The 13,127-nt window shown below is 68.4% G+C and carries 14 protein-coding genes and 1 tRNA gene; 11 read left to right on the forward strand and 4 right to left on the reverse strand.

From position 1 onward, the window contains the following. Positions 1-51 precede the first annotated feature (51 nt). Both GVY64_RS04625 and GVY64_RS04630 read right to left on the reverse strand, forming a co-directional pair. On the reverse strand, positions 52-1,263 hold the full coding sequence (locus tag GVY64_RS04625; RefSeq protein WP_236566616.1) for an aminotransferase-like domain-containing protein: 1,212 nt from the start codon (positions 1,261-1,263) through the stop codon (positions 52-54). A gap of 1 nt (position 1,264) precedes the next feature. Continuing rightward, positions 1,265-1,720, reverse strand: coding sequence for a cupin domain-containing protein (locus tag GVY64_RS04630; protein WP_159839091.1), 456 nt, complete (start codon positions 1,718-1,720; stop codon positions 1,265-1,267). 468 nt (positions 1,721-2,188) lie between these two features. Here GVY64_RS04630 and GVY64_RS04635 point away from each other — a divergent pair, with 468 nt between their 5' ends. Further along, complete coding sequence (locus GVY64_RS04635; protein ID WP_159839093.1) at positions 2,189-3,160, forward strand: bifunctional riboflavin kinase/FAD synthetase; 972 nt, start codon at positions 2,189-2,191, stop codon at positions 3,158-3,160. 3 nt (positions 3,161-3,163) lie between these two features. Here GVY64_RS04635 and GVY64_RS04640 read toward each other — a convergent pair whose 3' ends face one another. After that, positions 3,164-3,982 (reverse strand): alpha/beta fold hydrolase, encoded by an 819-nt coding sequence (locus tag GVY64_RS04640; protein WP_159839095.1) that lies wholly within the window; start codon positions 3,980-3,982, stop codon positions 3,164-3,166. A 259-nt stretch (positions 3,983-4,241) separates the two neighbouring features. On the opposite strand from GVY64_RS04640, the gene rpsO reads away from it, so the two are divergent. The 4 genes from rpsO to GVY64_RS04660 all read left to right on the forward strand — a co-directional run bounded on the left by rpsO (position 4,242) and on the right by GVY64_RS04660 (position 9,434). Continuing rightward, positions 4,242-4,511: a 30S ribosomal protein S15 gene (gene rpsO, locus GVY64_RS04645; protein ID WP_159839097.1), complete on the forward strand. Its 270-nt coding sequence runs from the start codon at positions 4,242-4,244 to the stop codon at positions 4,509-4,511. Between the two features lie 700 nt (positions 4,512-5,211). Continuing rightward, complete coding sequence (locus tag GVY64_RS04650) at positions 5,212-7,488, forward strand: polyribonucleotide nucleotidyltransferase (protein ID WP_159839099.1); 2,277 nt, start codon at positions 5,212-5,214, stop codon at positions 7,486-7,488. A gap of 80 nt (positions 7,489-7,568) precedes the next feature. Continuing rightward, positions 7,569-8,867, forward strand: coding sequence for a M16 family metallopeptidase (locus GVY64_RS04655; protein ID WP_159839177.1), 1,299 nt, complete (start codon positions 7,569-7,571; stop codon positions 8,865-8,867). Between the two features lie 144 nt (positions 8,868-9,011). Then, positions 9,012-9,434 (forward strand): hypothetical protein, encoded by a 423-nt coding sequence (locus GVY64_RS04660; RefSeq protein WP_159839101.1) that lies wholly within the window; start codon positions 9,012-9,014, stop codon positions 9,432-9,434. Between the two features lie 16 nt (positions 9,435-9,450). On the opposite strand, the gene GVY64_RS04665 is transcribed toward GVY64_RS04660, so the two are convergent. Next, positions 9,451-9,780, reverse strand: coding sequence for an ArsR/SmtB family transcription factor (locus GVY64_RS04665; RefSeq protein WP_159839103.1), 330 nt, complete (start codon positions 9,778-9,780; stop codon positions 9,451-9,453). 93 nt (positions 9,781-9,873) lie between these two features. On the opposite strand from GVY64_RS04665, the gene GVY64_RS04670 reads away from it, so the two are divergent. The 6 genes from GVY64_RS04670 (at position 9,874) to GVY64_RS04695 (ending at position 13,029) form a co-directional block, all read left to right on the forward strand. After that, on the forward strand, positions 9,874-11,088 hold the full coding sequence (locus GVY64_RS04670) for an MFS transporter (RefSeq protein ID WP_236566617.1): 1,215 nt from the start codon (positions 9,874-9,876) through the stop codon (positions 11,086-11,088). Between the two features lie 71 nt (positions 11,089-11,159). Beyond that, positions 11,160-11,235, forward strand: a tRNA-Gly gene (locus GVY64_RS04675). Positions 11,236-11,580: 345 nt separating this feature from the next. Beyond that, positions 11,581-12,000, forward strand: a complete 420-nt coding sequence (locus GVY64_RS04680; RefSeq protein ID WP_159839105.1) for an Hsp20/alpha crystallin family protein — start codon at positions 11,581-11,583, stop codon at positions 11,998-12,000. Between the two features lie 43 nt (positions 12,001-12,043). Further along, entirely contained in the window at positions 12,044-12,298 is a 255-nt protein-coding gene (locus GVY64_RS04685) for a hypothetical protein (RefSeq protein WP_159839107.1), read from the forward strand. Positions 12,299-12,463: 165 nt separating this feature from the next. Continuing rightward, on the forward strand, positions 12,464-12,679 hold the full coding sequence (locus GVY64_RS04690; protein WP_159839109.1) for a hypothetical protein: 216 nt from the start codon (positions 12,464-12,466) through the stop codon (positions 12,677-12,679). A 29-nt stretch (positions 12,680-12,708) separates the two neighbouring features. Further along, on the forward strand, positions 12,709-13,029 hold the full coding sequence (locus GVY64_RS04695) for a cold shock domain-containing protein (protein ID WP_159839111.1): 321 nt from the start codon (positions 12,709-12,711) through the stop codon (positions 13,027-13,029). The last annotated feature ends 98 nt before the right edge of the window (positions 13,030-13,127 follow it).

Here is a 13,127-nt window from a genome sequence, read left to right on the forward strand (position 1 = left end):
GAGTGGGGCCCTGCGTGGTGACGCTGCGCTGCCGCCTCCGGGCCTGACCACTCATGCGGTGCCTGTCGTCGCGTGCGTGGGGCCCTCCCGCAAGACGGCACCCAGCAGCGCGATGCCACGGTCGATGTCGTCGCGCGCCACGTTCGCGAAGCTCAGCCGCATCGCGTTGCGGTGGCCGGCGACGTCGTCGGCGTAGAAGGCGCTTCCGGGCAGGAACGCGACCCCCTGTCGCAGCGCTTCGGTCAGCGCCGCGTCGGCATCGAAACCCGCCGGGCCCTCGACCCACAGGAACATCCCACCCTCGGGTTCGGTCCACCGGAACCCGGCAGGGAGATGCCGCTCGGCCGCGGCGGTCAAGGCGTCCAATTTGGCCGAGTAGGCCTCGACGACCTGGGCCAGGTGCGCAGCGCCTGCCGAGCTGCCCAGGAATTCGGCGGCAATCGCCTGACAATACGTCGATGTCTGCATATCGATGCCCTGCTTCAACGCGAGCACGGTTTTCAGCAGATCCGGGGGCATGACGGTGATTCCGACACGAATCGCCGGGGCGAGAGTTTTCGACAGGGACGTGATGTAGACCGAGTTGTCCGGCGCGAAAGACCACAGCGCGGGCGGTGCCACGCCGCGATAGCGCAGGTCGGTGTAGACGTCGTCCTCGACGATCAGCGTGCCGTGGCGGACGGCGATCTCCGCGATTCGTTCCCGCCGCCCGGCGGGCATCGTCCGCCCGGTCGGATTCTGGAACGTGGGCAGCAGGTAGACGAATGTCGCGTCGTATCCGGCCAGAGCCTCCTCGAGCGCTTCCGGCACGATGCCGAATTCGTCGGACGGCACCGCGACGACGGTCGCTCCGCGGCTACGGAATTCTTTGACGGCCGGGCCGTAGGTCGGTGTTTCGACGAGCACCACGTCGTGCGGATCGAGCACCGCCAAACACACGTTGTGCAAAGCGCCGGATCCGCCGGTGGAGATATGCAGGCGATCGTGCGTGCATCGAATATGGCGGTCGCGCAGGAGGTTTCGCGCTTCGTCCAGAAGCGGAGCGAATCCCTGGGTCATCCCGTATTGAAGGACGGCGCTGCCGTACCTGTCGATGACGCGCTGCGAGAGCGTCGCGACGAGTTCGCCCGGGAGCAGGGCGGGGTCGGGCGCGCCGACGGCGAACGAGACGACCTCGGGGCGGCGTGCCAGCGTCGCGAACATGTCATCGATGGGTCCGCTGCCGACCCCGGCCGCACGGCGGCTGTGCTGGAGGCGCACCACGTCAGGAACCGATCCGATCGCGGCGCCGGAGGCGCGCGACGACTTCGGGCACCAGGGCGTCGTATTCCGGCGTCAGCACCACGTCGTCGTTGAAAAGAGGATCGGTCCGCATTTCCACCGCGACCAGGTCCTCGGTTTCGTCCAGGTTCACCGCCACGTGCACGACGCCGTCCGGGATGTAGATGAACTCGCCCGGACCGTGGAAATACGGAGTCAGTTCCGGGCCGATCAAGGTCGCCGCCCGCCCGCGCAGGCAGACGACGACGATCTCGCTGTGCGCGTGATAATGCGCTTTGGACATGGCGCCGGGGGTCATGTTGACCATGCCCGCCGAGATGCCGGTAGCGCCACACGTTTCGGTGGTGACGCAAGGGATGAGGCGTTGTCGTTGCCGCCCGATTGTTTCGGCCGCATCGGACGGTTTGATCACGCGCACGTGCTTGACTGCACTTTTCATGGCTACTCCGGGGCACTTCTGTCGCCGACGAATTGGACGCTAGACCATTCCCGCTGATGGCGAGACGAGCTTGGAAGGCCCCGAAAAACCGAGGATGTACCGGCTCTTTCGCGAAAACGTCCGATTCGTTTCCGGCGGGCGAAGTTCCCCGGGAGGTGTCGGCGAACCCGACGTCCCGGCAAGGAGCACACCAGCGTGCGGCGAGCCGGGCCACCTCCCGGCTATGTCGGGGGCGCCACCAGCAGAGCGGCATGCGGCTCCGGCGCGCGGATCATGCCCGGTCGCTCCGTGCGGCTCGAGCAGTCCGACGGCGTCCGCGTCGCATCCGGCCTGGTTGGCGTGTGGCCTACCGCCCCGCGGGCCGCGCGGCGGCCCGAGCCCTGTCACCGGTGCGCGGCACCGGAAGTGTTGTGTGAGATCAGCACGCCCGAATACTGTTCGCTACCTGATTTGCGTAGGCTGCGCACTGTGCAGAGATGGCGAAGTCTCGACGAGGTGCCCGCGGACTGGGGGCGCTGTGTCCTCACGATCGGTGTGTTCGACGGTGTGCACCGCGGCCACGCGCAGCTGATCAGCCGGGCCGTGAAGTCCGCCGCCGCGCGCGGCGTGCCCGCGGTGCTGATGACATTCGATCCGCACCCGATGGAGGTGGTGCGCCCCGGCTCCCACCCCGCCCAGTTGACCACCCTCACCCGCCGCGCCGAACTGGCCGAGGAACTGGGCGTGGACGTGTTCTGCGTGATGCCGTTCACCCACGAGTTCATGAAGCTGACTCCCGCGAGCTATGTCCACGACCTGCTGGTGGAGCGGTTGCACGTGGTCGAGGTGGTGGTCGGCGACAACTTCACCTTCGGCAAGAAGGCCACGGGCACGGTCGAGACGATGCGCGAACTCGGCAAGCGCTTCGGCTTCGAGGTCGACGGCGTGACGCTGCTCGGCGAACACGCCGTGACCTTCTCCTCGACCTATATCCGCTCGTGCGTCGACGCCGGGGACATGGCGGCCGCGGCCGAGGCGCTGGGGCGCCCGCACCGGGTGGAAGGCGTCGTCGTGCACGGTGACGGGCGCGGCAAGCAACTCGGGTTCCCGACCGCGAACGTCGCGCCGCCGATGCACGCCGCGATTCCGGCCGATGGTGTGTACGCCGGTTGGTTCACCGTGCTCGGCCCCGGTCCCACCATCGGCACCGTCACCCCGGGCGAGCGGGCCATGGCCGCCATCTCGGTGGGCACCAATCCCACCTTCTCCGGCCGCGCCCGCACCGTCGAGGCGTACGTGCTCGACGGCGAGGCCGATCTCTACGGTCAGCACGTCGCGGTGGACTTCGTCGAGCACATTCGTGGCCAGCGCAAATTCGAGTCGGTGGACGAGCTCGTCGAATCCATGGGCCGCGACGTGGAGACCGCCCGCAAGATCCTCACCGCCGTCGACGCCGGGTGAGTTTCAGGACTTCATGAACTCGAGCAGGTCGTTGTTGAGCTGCTCGGCATGCGTGACGTACAAGCCGTGCCCGGCGGTCGGGTACTCCTTGTAGACGCAGTCCGGAACGAGTTTCGCCGTGCGCCTGCTGCTGGCGTCGATCGGGATGGACTGATCCGGCACCCCGTGCACGACCAAGGCGGGAATGGGGAGATTCCGCAGAACCTCGCGGTGGTCGGACGGGAAGGTGGACTCCCAGACCGCGATGGTGGCCCACGGCGATGTGGACAGGCAACGGCGCGTCTCGTGCTCGATCAGCGCGGGGGAGACGTCGTTGCCCAGATGCGTGGCGAAGTATCCCTGCGCGCGGTCGGCGAACCACTTCGGCCGGTCGGCGCGCCATTGCGCGATCGACGCCAGGCTCAATTCTTCCGGGAGGCCCTCGGGGTTGTCCTCGGTCTGCCGAAGGAAAGGCAGCGTCGTGGCGAACAGCGCGATGCGCGCCACCCGCGTGGTGCCGTGCCTGGCCAGATAACGGGCGACCTCCGCGCCGCCCGCGGAGTGGGCGACCAGGGTGAGCTCGCGCAGATCCAGCTGTTCGATCAGCTCGGCCACGTCGTCGGCGCGGGTGTCCAAGTCGTATCCGGTCGACGGCCGGTCCGAGCGGCCGTGCCCGCGCCGGTCCAGCAACACACAGCGGTAACCCCGCTCGACGAAGAACGGAACTTGGTACTCCCACATCTCCGCGTTCAGCGCCCACCCGGCCAGGAACACGATCGGTGCGCCGGTTCCGTAGTCCTCGTAGGCCAGGCGGGTGCCGTCGGTCGTCTCCAGGTAGGGCATCGTCGTCTCCTCGTATTCGGTGGTACATGAAGAAGATTCGCAGCCGGAACGCGGCGAGTCGATTACCCGGAAGGTAATGGCCCTGCCGCACTGCGCGGTGCGACCGAAGTCTTGGCCCAGGTCGGCGGGCCCGCGATTTCGGCGGGAAGCTCCCGGTCCGGTAGGGTGGTCGATCGGGTTTGCTGCGGTCCGCGGTGGCGCCCGCACCCGGGTAACCGGACATTCGAGCGCGGAACTGAGAAACAGGAGTGGATGCCCCATGGCGCTGACCACCGAGCAGAAGTCGGCGATTCTCGCCGAGTACGGCCTGCACGAGAAGGACACCGGTTCGCCGGAGGCGCAGATCGCGCTGCTGTCCAAGCGGATCGCCGACATCACCGAGCACCTGAAGAAGCACAAGCACGACCACCACACCCGCCACGGCCTGATGGCGCTGATCGGTCGTCGCAAGCGGCTGTCGAAGTACCTGCAGGACAACGACATCAACCGCTACCGTGCGCTGATCGAGCGGCTCGGGCTGCGGCGGTAATTTTTCGAGGCCGCGTGTTCGCGGCCATCGATGGCTCGCGTCCGAGCGATCGCACGGACGCGAGCCGCGCCCGCCACCGGCGCCGCTCGATCTCGCTCGAATCGGCCCGTCGGGATGTGCCCGCGTGGTCTGACGCATGCCATCCGGGGGAGCCGCGGGTTCGGTGGATCCGCGAGGCGCGGACACATATTTTTTCCGTTCTACCCGGTCGTCGACACCCGCAACATGATCTTGTGGGGGCCTTACCGCAGCAGACTCGATGTGCGGCGGGCTGGGGCTTGTTTCGACGTCGGTGCGTATCTTCGCAGATCCGCCGCGGTGCGGTGGGAGTGATGGGCGGCGGTCCGACACGGGGGTGTTCGAGGCGGTCGCTGGTTCAACTGAGTGTGCGACGTACAATCGCACCGTTGGCATATGTGTAGAGGGGTGGATCGCGCCCCCGTCGCACGACAACATTGCACAGCCGTATGCACCCGCCCGCGTGGCGTCGGTCTTCGGTAGTGGCCTATCGGCAGCGAGCTGGCGCCGTCGGGCTTCGATCGATGACCGCCTCCGCGTCGCCGCGTCCAAGGGGATTCGGCCGGGTGTGCGCGCCGCAGCCAGGAGGGTTGCCGCGCGTCCGTACCCGGTACGGCTGACGACAGCCGGATCGCGCCAGCGAGCGCTCGAGCCGGCGAAGACGAGAGGTTGAGAGAGAAGAATGACCGAGACAACTGAACGCAAGAGCACGGCCGTCGAGGTCGAACCGGGCGTGTTCGAATCCGTCGCCCTGATCGACAACGGCAGCTACGGCACCCGCACCATCCGGTTCGAGACCGGACGCCTCGCCCGGCAGGCCGCCGGTTCGGTCGTCGCCTACCTCGACGACGAGACCATGCTGCTGTCGGCCACCACCGCGGGCAAGCAGCCCAAGGACCAGTTCGACTTCTTCCCGCTGACGGTCGACGTCGAGGAGCGGATGTACGCCGCGGGCCGCATCCCCGGATCGTTCTTCCGCCGGGAGGGCCGTCCCTCCACCGACGCGATCCTGACCTGCCGCCTGATCGACCGGCCGCTGCGCCCGTCGTTCGTCGACGGCCTGCGCAACGAGATCCAGGTCGTGGTCACCGTGCTGAGCCTGGACCCGAAGGACCTCTACGACGTGGTGGCGATCAACGCCGCGTCCGCGTCCACCCAGATCGCGGGCCTGCCGTTCTCCGGCCCGGTCGGCGGCGTGCGCGTCGCGCTGATCGAGGGCCAGTGGGTCGCCTTCCCGACCACCGAGCAGCTCGAGGGCGCCGTCTTCGACATGGTCGTCGCGGGCCGCGTGGTCGACTCCGGTGACGTCGCGATCATGATGGTCGAGGCGGAGGCCACGGAGAACGTCATCAGCCTGGTCGACGGTGGCGCCCAGGCGCCGACCGAGGCGGTCGTCGCCGAGGGGCTCGAGGCCGCCAAGCCGTTCATCGCCCGCCTGTGCCGCGCGCAGCAGGACTTGGCCGAGCTGGCCGCCAAGCCCACCGAGGAGTTCCCGCTCTTCCCGCCCTACGGCCAGGACGTGTACGAGGCCGTCGAGGGCACCGCCAAGCGGGAACTGGGCGAGGCGCTGAGCATCTCCGGCAAGCAGGAGCGCGAGGAGAAGATCGACGAGATCAAGCTCGCCGTCCTGGAGCGCTTGGCCGATGACTTCACCGGGCGTGAGAAGGAACTGGGCGCGGCGTTCCGCTCGGTGACCAAGAAGCTGGTGCGTCAGCGCATCCTGTCCGACGGCTTCCGCATCGACGGCCGTGGCCTGGCCGACATCCGCGCCCTGTCCGCGGAGGTCGCCGTGGTGCCCCGGGCGCACGGCTCGGCGCTGTTCGAGCGCGGCGAGACCCAGATCCTCGGCGTCACCACCTTGGACATGGTGAAGATGGCCCAGCAGGTCGACTCGCTCGGCCCGGAGACCAGCAAGCGCTACATGCACCACTACAACTTCCCGCCGTTCTCCACCGGCGAGACCGGCCGCGTCGGCTCGCCCAAGCGCCGCGAGATCGGTCACGGCGCGCTGGCCGAGCGGGCGCTGATCCCGGTGCTGCCCAGCCAGGAGGAGTTCCCCTACGCCATCCGTCAGGTCTCGGAGGCGCTGAGTTCCAACGGCTCCACCTCGATGGGTTCGGTGTGCGCCTCGACTCTGTCGTTGCTGAACGCGGGTGTGCCGCTGAAGGCGCCGGTCGCCGGTATCGCGATGGGCCTGGTGTCGGACACCATCACCAACGACCAGGGTGAGGACGAAGTCCGCTACGTCGCGCTGACCGACATCCTCGGCGCCGAGGACGCCTTCGGCGACATGGACTTCAAGGTCGCGGGCACCCGCGAGTTCGTCACCGCGTTGCAGCTGGACACCAAGCTGGACGGCATCCCATCGCAGGTGCTGGCCGGCGCGCTGAGCCAGGCCCACGACGCGCGCACCACGATCCTGGACGTGATGGCCGAAGCCATCGCCACCCCGGACGAGATGAGCCCGTACGCGCCGCGCGTCACCGCGATCAAGATCCCGGTCGACAAGATCGGCGAGGTGATCGGCCCGAAGGGCAAGGTGATCAACCAGATCACCGAGGACACCGGCGCCAACATCTCCATCGAGGACGACGGCACCGTGTTCGTCGGCGCGACCGACGGCCCGTCGGCGCAGGCCGCGATCGACGCGATCAACGCCATCGCCAACCCGCAGCTGCCGAAGGTCGGCGAGCGCTTCCTGGGCACGGTCGTCAAGACCACCGCCTTCGGCGCGTTCGTCTCGCTGCTGCCGGGCCGCGACGGTCTGGTGCACATCTCCAAGCTGGGCAACGGCAAGCGCGTGGCCAAGGTCGAGGACGTGGTGAACGTCGGCGACAAGCTGCGGGTGGAGATCGCCGACATCGACAACCGCGGCAAGATCTCGCTCGTGCCGGTCGAGGAGAACGCCGACGAGCCCGGCGACGACACGGCCGATGCGGGCGCGGCCGGGACCGAGTAGTACTTGTCCCTGTGACGAAGAAGAAGACGACAACCCCTCTGCTCAGCACCGGGCAGGGGGGTTCGTCACTCGAGCTGCGGATGGACGCGGACAGCGGAGTGCGCCGCACCGTGCTACCCGGCGGATTACGCGTGGTCACCGAGCATCTGCCCGGGGTGCGCTCGGCGTCCATCGGCGTCTGGGTCGGGGTCGGATCGCGTGACGAAGGCCCGACTGTCGCGGGCGCCGCGCACTTCCTGGAGCACCTGCTGTTCAAGGCCACGCCGACGCGCTCGGCGCTGGACATCGCCGAGGCGATGGACGCGGTCGGCGGCGAACTCAACGCGTTCACCGCGAAGGAGCAGACCTGCTACTACGCGCACGTGCTGGACGACGACCTGCCCCTGGCCGTAGACATGGTCTCCGACGTCGTGCTCAACGGCCTGTGCCGGGCTTCGGACGTGGACGTGGAGCGGCAGGTGGTGCTCGAGGAGATCGCCATGCGCGACGACGACCCCGAGGACCTGGTCGGTGACTCCTTCCTGACCGCGCTGTTCGGCGATCATCCCATCGGGCGCCCGGTGATCGGATCCGTGCAATCCATCGAGGGCATGCGGGCCGCGCAGCTGCGATCGTTCCATCTGCGGCGGTATCGGCCGGACCGGATGGTGGTGGCGGTCGCGGGCAACGTGGAGCACGACCACACCGTGGAATTGGTGCATCGGGCGTTCGAGAACCGGCTCGATCCCGCGGCAACCCCCGCGCGCAGGCGCGAGGGCCGGTTCCGGCCACACGGCACTCCGCAGCTGCACTGGAGCCATCGCGACAGCGAGCAGGCGCACCTGGTCTTCGGTGTGCGCGCCTTCGGGCGGCACGAAGGAGAGCGGCGCTGGCCGCTGTCGGTACTGAACACCGTGGTCGGCGGCGGACTGAGTTCGCGTCTGTTCCAGCGCATCCGAGAAGAGCGGGGGCTGGCGTACTCGGTGTACTCCAGTGTCGACACCTTCGCCGACACCGGGGCGTTCTCGGTCTACATCGGATGTCAGCCGGAGAACCTCGGCCAGGTGGCGGCACTGGCGCTCGGCGTCTTGGAGGAGGTGGCCGCCGACGGCATCACCGATGCCGAGTGCGCACGCGCCAAGGGCTCGTTGCGCGGGGGGCTGGTGCTCGGTCTGGAGGACTCCGCCTCGCGCATGAACCGTCTGGGGCGCAGCGAACTCAGCTACGGCAACCACCGCAGCGTGTCGGAGACCTTGGCGCGCATCGACGCCGTCACCACCGAGGAAGTGTCCGCCGTCGCACGCACACTGCTGGCGCGGCCGTTCGCCGCGTCGGTCGCAGGCCCGTACAAGCGCACCCGGGATCTGCCCGCCGCCGTCCGGCGGCTGGTGCCGAGCTGAGCTTCGCGTGAGCGAGGGACCGCGGCTTGGCGGAGTATCTACTGCCGCGATACTGTTCGGCCGCCCGGCCGTCGATTCCCCGCCGGAGGGCGCTGAATCGATTGTCCGGGTGTCGGATCCGGCGATCTCTGGCAAGGAGTCGAGATGAACCGAACGAGTCGTGCCCTGTGCGTGCTGGGCGCGGTGTCGATGCCCGTCCTCGTGCTGGCCGGGTGCGGCGGAACGGACGCGGATGCGGGCAAGCCGGGGGAGCCGACCGCGGCCGCGCTGCGCGCGGAAGCCACCGAGATGACCGAGGCGCTGGCGAGCCACGACTACGCCGCCGCGTACCGATTCCGCTCCGCGCGGTGCCGACTGACCCTCAACGAAGACGACTACGTCGCGTCCATGGCGCAGCTCTATGACGGCCGGGACCTCGAATCCAAGCCGGCCGAGATCACGGTGACCACGTCCGGGTCGACGGGTGCGGTCACGGTCAAGAATTTCGACGCTCGCGCGGCCGAGGACGACGCCGGGCCGAAGACGTGGACGTTCGTCGACGGGCAGTGGCGCTTCGACAACTGCTGAACGCGCCCGGGCCGGGTTACGCCTGGTGGGCGCGGTTGGCGGCCGCGACGATCGTCGGCACCAGCCCCGGCAGGGCGGACTCCAGGTCGTCGATGCGCAGGCGCTGGCAGGTGTGACCGTCGATGACCAGCCGCTCGATCACGCCCGCGTCGCGCAGGATCCTGAAATGGTGGGTGGCCGTCGATTTGTTGATCACCTCGTAGAGCGCGCCGCAGCGCACCGCCGTTCCCGCGTTGCCGAGCCTGCGCACCATCTCCAGGCGCACCGGGTCCTGCAGCGCGCTGAGCACTACGGGCAGCGCGGCCACCGGGGGTGGCTGTTGCTCCGCGTCTCGGGCCTCGGGCATGATCTGGCTCACTCTCAGGTTTGATGATCGTCGTACCGGATGTATGGTCGATTGCGGTTCGATCATCATCAAACTTACCTGATCGGAGATCCGATGGCAGCGACAATGGCGGTGGCCGTCGAGGAGCAGACCACGCAGCGCTGGGCCTACGCCCTGGTGCTGTCGGCCAGCGGCGTGGCGCTGGGGGTTTCGGGCGTTCCCGCACCGCTCTACGGCATCTATCAGAAGCAGTGGCACCTCTCCCCGCTCACGACGACGATCGTGTTCGCCGTCTACGCGGTGGCCGCCTTGGGCGCCGTGCTGGTGTCCGGACGGATCTCCGACGTGGTCGGCCGCAAGCCGGTGCTGCTCGGCGCGTTCGCCACGATGGTCGCCGGGTTGCTGGTGTTCGTGCTCGCCGACAGCGTTCCGATGCTGCTGCTGGCGCGTGCGTTGCACGGCGTCGCGGTTGGTTCGACGGTGGTCGCGGGCGCCGCCGCGCTGCTGGATCTGCGTCCGCATCGCGGTGCCCGGTCGGGGCAGCTCAGCGGCGTCGCGTTCAACGTGGGCATGGCGGTGGCGATCCTCGGCTCGGCGCTGCTGGCGCAGTACGCGCCGCATCCGCTGCGCACGCCTTATGTCGTCATCACCGTCGTCTGCCTGGCGATCGGCGCCGGCGTGCTCGCGTTGCGCGAACCGCACTCGGCGCGGGCCCCGGGACGCATCCGGATCGCGAAACCCGCCGTGCCGCAGGAGATTCGAGGTGACTTCTGGTTCTCGGCCATCGGCGTGATGGCGGCCTGGTCGGTGCTGGGCGTGCTGCTGTCGCTGTACCCGTCGCTGGCCACGCAGCAGACCGGTATCCACAATCTGGTCTTCGGCGGCGCTGTCGTCGCCTCGACCGCGCTCTCCGGTGCGACCGCGCAGTTGTTCGCGACCGGCGTGCCCGCCCGTCGGGCCGCGATCCTCGGCGACACCGGTATGGCGCTGTCGCTGCTGCTGACGGTGCCCGCGCTGGCCACGCACAACTGGATCGCGGTGCTCGCCGCGGGCATCGCCCTCGGCGCCACCTTCGGCCTCGGGTTCGGCGGTTCGCTGCGACACCTGTCCGAGGTCGTTCCGCAGCACAAGCGCGGCGAGACCATGTCGGCGTACTACCTGCTCGCCTATTCGGCGATGGCCCTGCCGACCATCCTGGCCGGTTGGGCGGCCACCACCTGGGGGCTGAGCACGGTGTTTCCGTGGTTCGTCGGTGTCGTGGCCCTCGCCTGCCTGATCGCGGCCGGTCTCGGCCTGCGTCGCGACCGCGCGGGGGAGCGGCGGGCATGAGCGGCGATTGGCTTTTTGCCACGCGTGTCCGCTAATGTTCTGTGTCGCATCACGGACTCCGCGATGCGCATGCGGATGTAGCGCAGCTGGTAGCGCATCACCTTGCCAAGGTGAGGGTCGCGGGTTCGAATCCCGTCATCCGCTCCACGAAATCATCCGGCCCGTGGGGTCGAGTGTCTTTCCGGCCATCCTCATCACCCCTCGGCGTCATGCTCGTGGTGAGTTCGAGCGCGCAACGTCGTCGGATGTCTTCGCCGGTCTCGTCTCGCGCGGATGAGAGCCGTGCCGACCGACAGTTCCGGTGCAGCCCAGGTTGTTTCGCACGCACATAGCGTGCACGCCGCTGGCCCTAGTCCGCATTCGCCCGTCGCCGAATTGTTGTCTCTCGCCCTCTTGCGTAGATATCTGGATAGTGCTACAAAAAATCTGTCTGAATCGACACAGGTTATCTCGGTAGAGTCCCGCAGATGGAGTGAGTTGGAGGTGGCGACCATGTTGATGCGGACCGACCCGTTCCAGGATCTGGAGCGGTTGACGCACCAGGTGCTCGGCACGGCAGCGCACCCGGCCGTCATGCCGATCGACGCCTGGCGGGAGGGCGAGGAATTCCTGGTCGAGCTCGACCTACCCGGCATCGATACCGGCTCGCTGGATCTGGATCTCGAACGCAACGTGCTGACGGTGCGCGCACAGCGCCCAGAGCTGGAACCGGGGCGCGAGATGGTGGCAGCGGAGCGGACCCGTGGCGTGTTCAGCCGCCAGATTTTCCTCGGTGACGGGCTCGACAGCGATCGCATCAGCGCCGACTACGCCGATGGGGTGCTGCGAGTGCGAATCCCCGTCGCGGAGCGGGCGAAACCGCGCAAGATCGAGGTCGCCCGCGGTGACGGCCACCAGGTGATCGACGCCTGATCGCCCACAGGACCCAGCACGTTCCGGCAGGAGGTGAAGGGTTGTGCGCACCCTCGACAGCTGCGACGTCGCCGGTTTGCCGCTGTTGGACGCCGACCTCGACGGGTTGTTCGCCGAGGTGGACGAGATCCTCTGTGCGGCAATGGCTGTCGCGCAGTGCTCACCGGCGCTGCCGTGCCTGGCGGCGGCCCCCGACGGCGCGACGGGGCCGCGACCGTATGCAGAGGTGGCCACCCTACGCGGCCGCATACCGGCGCACCGGCCGCATCCGCGCGAGCGCGGACCTCCGCGCGGATGACGGCTTCGGCAGATCCACCCGACAGACAGGCGAGATGAAAGGCAGGTGATGCGCGGACCGATCGAACCGTCACGTCACTCTCTTCCGACGCGGGCCCGGCACCCGGTGTCCGGGCCCGCGGCTCCCGTATCCGCGACAGGCCCGAAGCCAGGAGGAAGGACCACCGTGCACACCCCGACATTTCCCACCGGTAGCCCCGCCGACCACCTCGAACAGCAAGCGCCTGCCGACCGGCACGAGCACACCGGAATCGATACGACGGCCCTGAGCCCACTGGCCGAACGCATCCGGGACGCCTTCGACCGCGCCGACGAAGTCGACCGGTTCGAACAAGCCTTCGTCACGCCGCTGCCCGACGACGAATACCCGCTCGCCTACTGACCCGATCCCGCTGCCGGCCACGCCTTGTCATGACGACTACCACGCATGCCCCCAGCCGATTCCGGCACCGCCCGCGTCGCGACACCCTCGTCCCCGCCACCGCCACCGCCACCGAATGGCGCCATGGCACCGTCGCCTGGTTCAACACCGAGAAAGGCTTCGGCTATCTCGAACCCGACGACCGCACCAGCCCCGTGTTCGTCGACTTCCGTGCCATCGACATGCGCGGATACAAGACACTCGCTCCCGGCCAGACCGTCGTCTTCACCACCACCATCACCGATCGGGGGCCAGAAGCGGCGAACGTGCGCCCGTATATCCCGCGCCCCTACACGCCCGGTCGGTGCTGATTTCTCGGTGGTGAGCGGGACGTCGGCGGAACCACGGCACGGCATCCGGATGCGGAATCGCGACTGGCGAGGACGAACCGAACAACGGTGGCCGCGCG

This window comes from Nocardia sp. CY41 (assembly GCF_009829325.1).
Lineage (GTDB): Bacteria > Actinomycetota > Actinomycetes > Mycobacteriales > Mycobacteriaceae > Nocardia.

What these genes read in the sequence shown, in the direction of transcription:
- GVY64_RS04630 (WP_159839091.1), bottom strand. Translation starts at nt 1,720, where the DNA reads ATGAAAAGTGCAGTCAAGCACGTGCGCGTGATCAAACCGTCCGATGCG.
- GVY64_RS04640 (WP_159839095.1), bottom strand. Translation starts at nt 3,982, where the DNA reads ATGCCCTACCTGGAGACGACCGACGGCACCCGCCTGGCCTACGAGGAC.
- rpsO (WP_159839097.1), top strand. Translation starts at nt 4,242, where the DNA reads ATGGCGCTGACCACCGAGCAGAAGTCGGCGATTCTCGCCGAGTACGGC.
- GVY64_RS04650 (WP_159839099.1), top strand. Translation starts at nt 5,212, where the DNA reads ATGACCGAGACAACTGAACGCAAGAGCACGGCCGTCGAGGTCGAACCG.
- GVY64_RS04655 (WP_159839177.1), top strand. Translation starts at nt 7,569, where the DNA reads ATGGACGCGGACAGCGGAGTGCGCCGCACCGTGCTACCCGGCGGATTA.
- GVY64_RS04660 (WP_159839101.1), top strand. Translation starts at nt 9,012, where the DNA reads ATGAACCGAACGAGTCGTGCCCTGTGCGTGCTGGGCGCGGTGTCGATG.
- GVY64_RS04665 (WP_159839103.1), bottom strand. Translation starts at nt 9,780, where the DNA reads ATGCCCGAGGCCCGAGACGCGGAGCAACAGCCACCCCCGGTGGCCGCG.
- GVY64_RS04670 (WP_236566617.1), top strand. Translation starts at nt 9,874, where the DNA reads ATGGCAGCGACAATGGCGGTGGCCGTCGAGGAGCAGACCACGCAGCGC.
- GVY64_RS04680 (WP_159839105.1), top strand. Translation starts at nt 11,581, where the DNA reads ATGTTGATGCGGACCGACCCGTTCCAGGATCTGGAGCGGTTGACGCAC.
- GVY64_RS04695 (WP_159839111.1), top strand. Translation starts at nt 12,709, where the DNA reads ATGACGACTACCACGCATGCCCCCAGCCGATTCCGGCACCGCCCGCGT.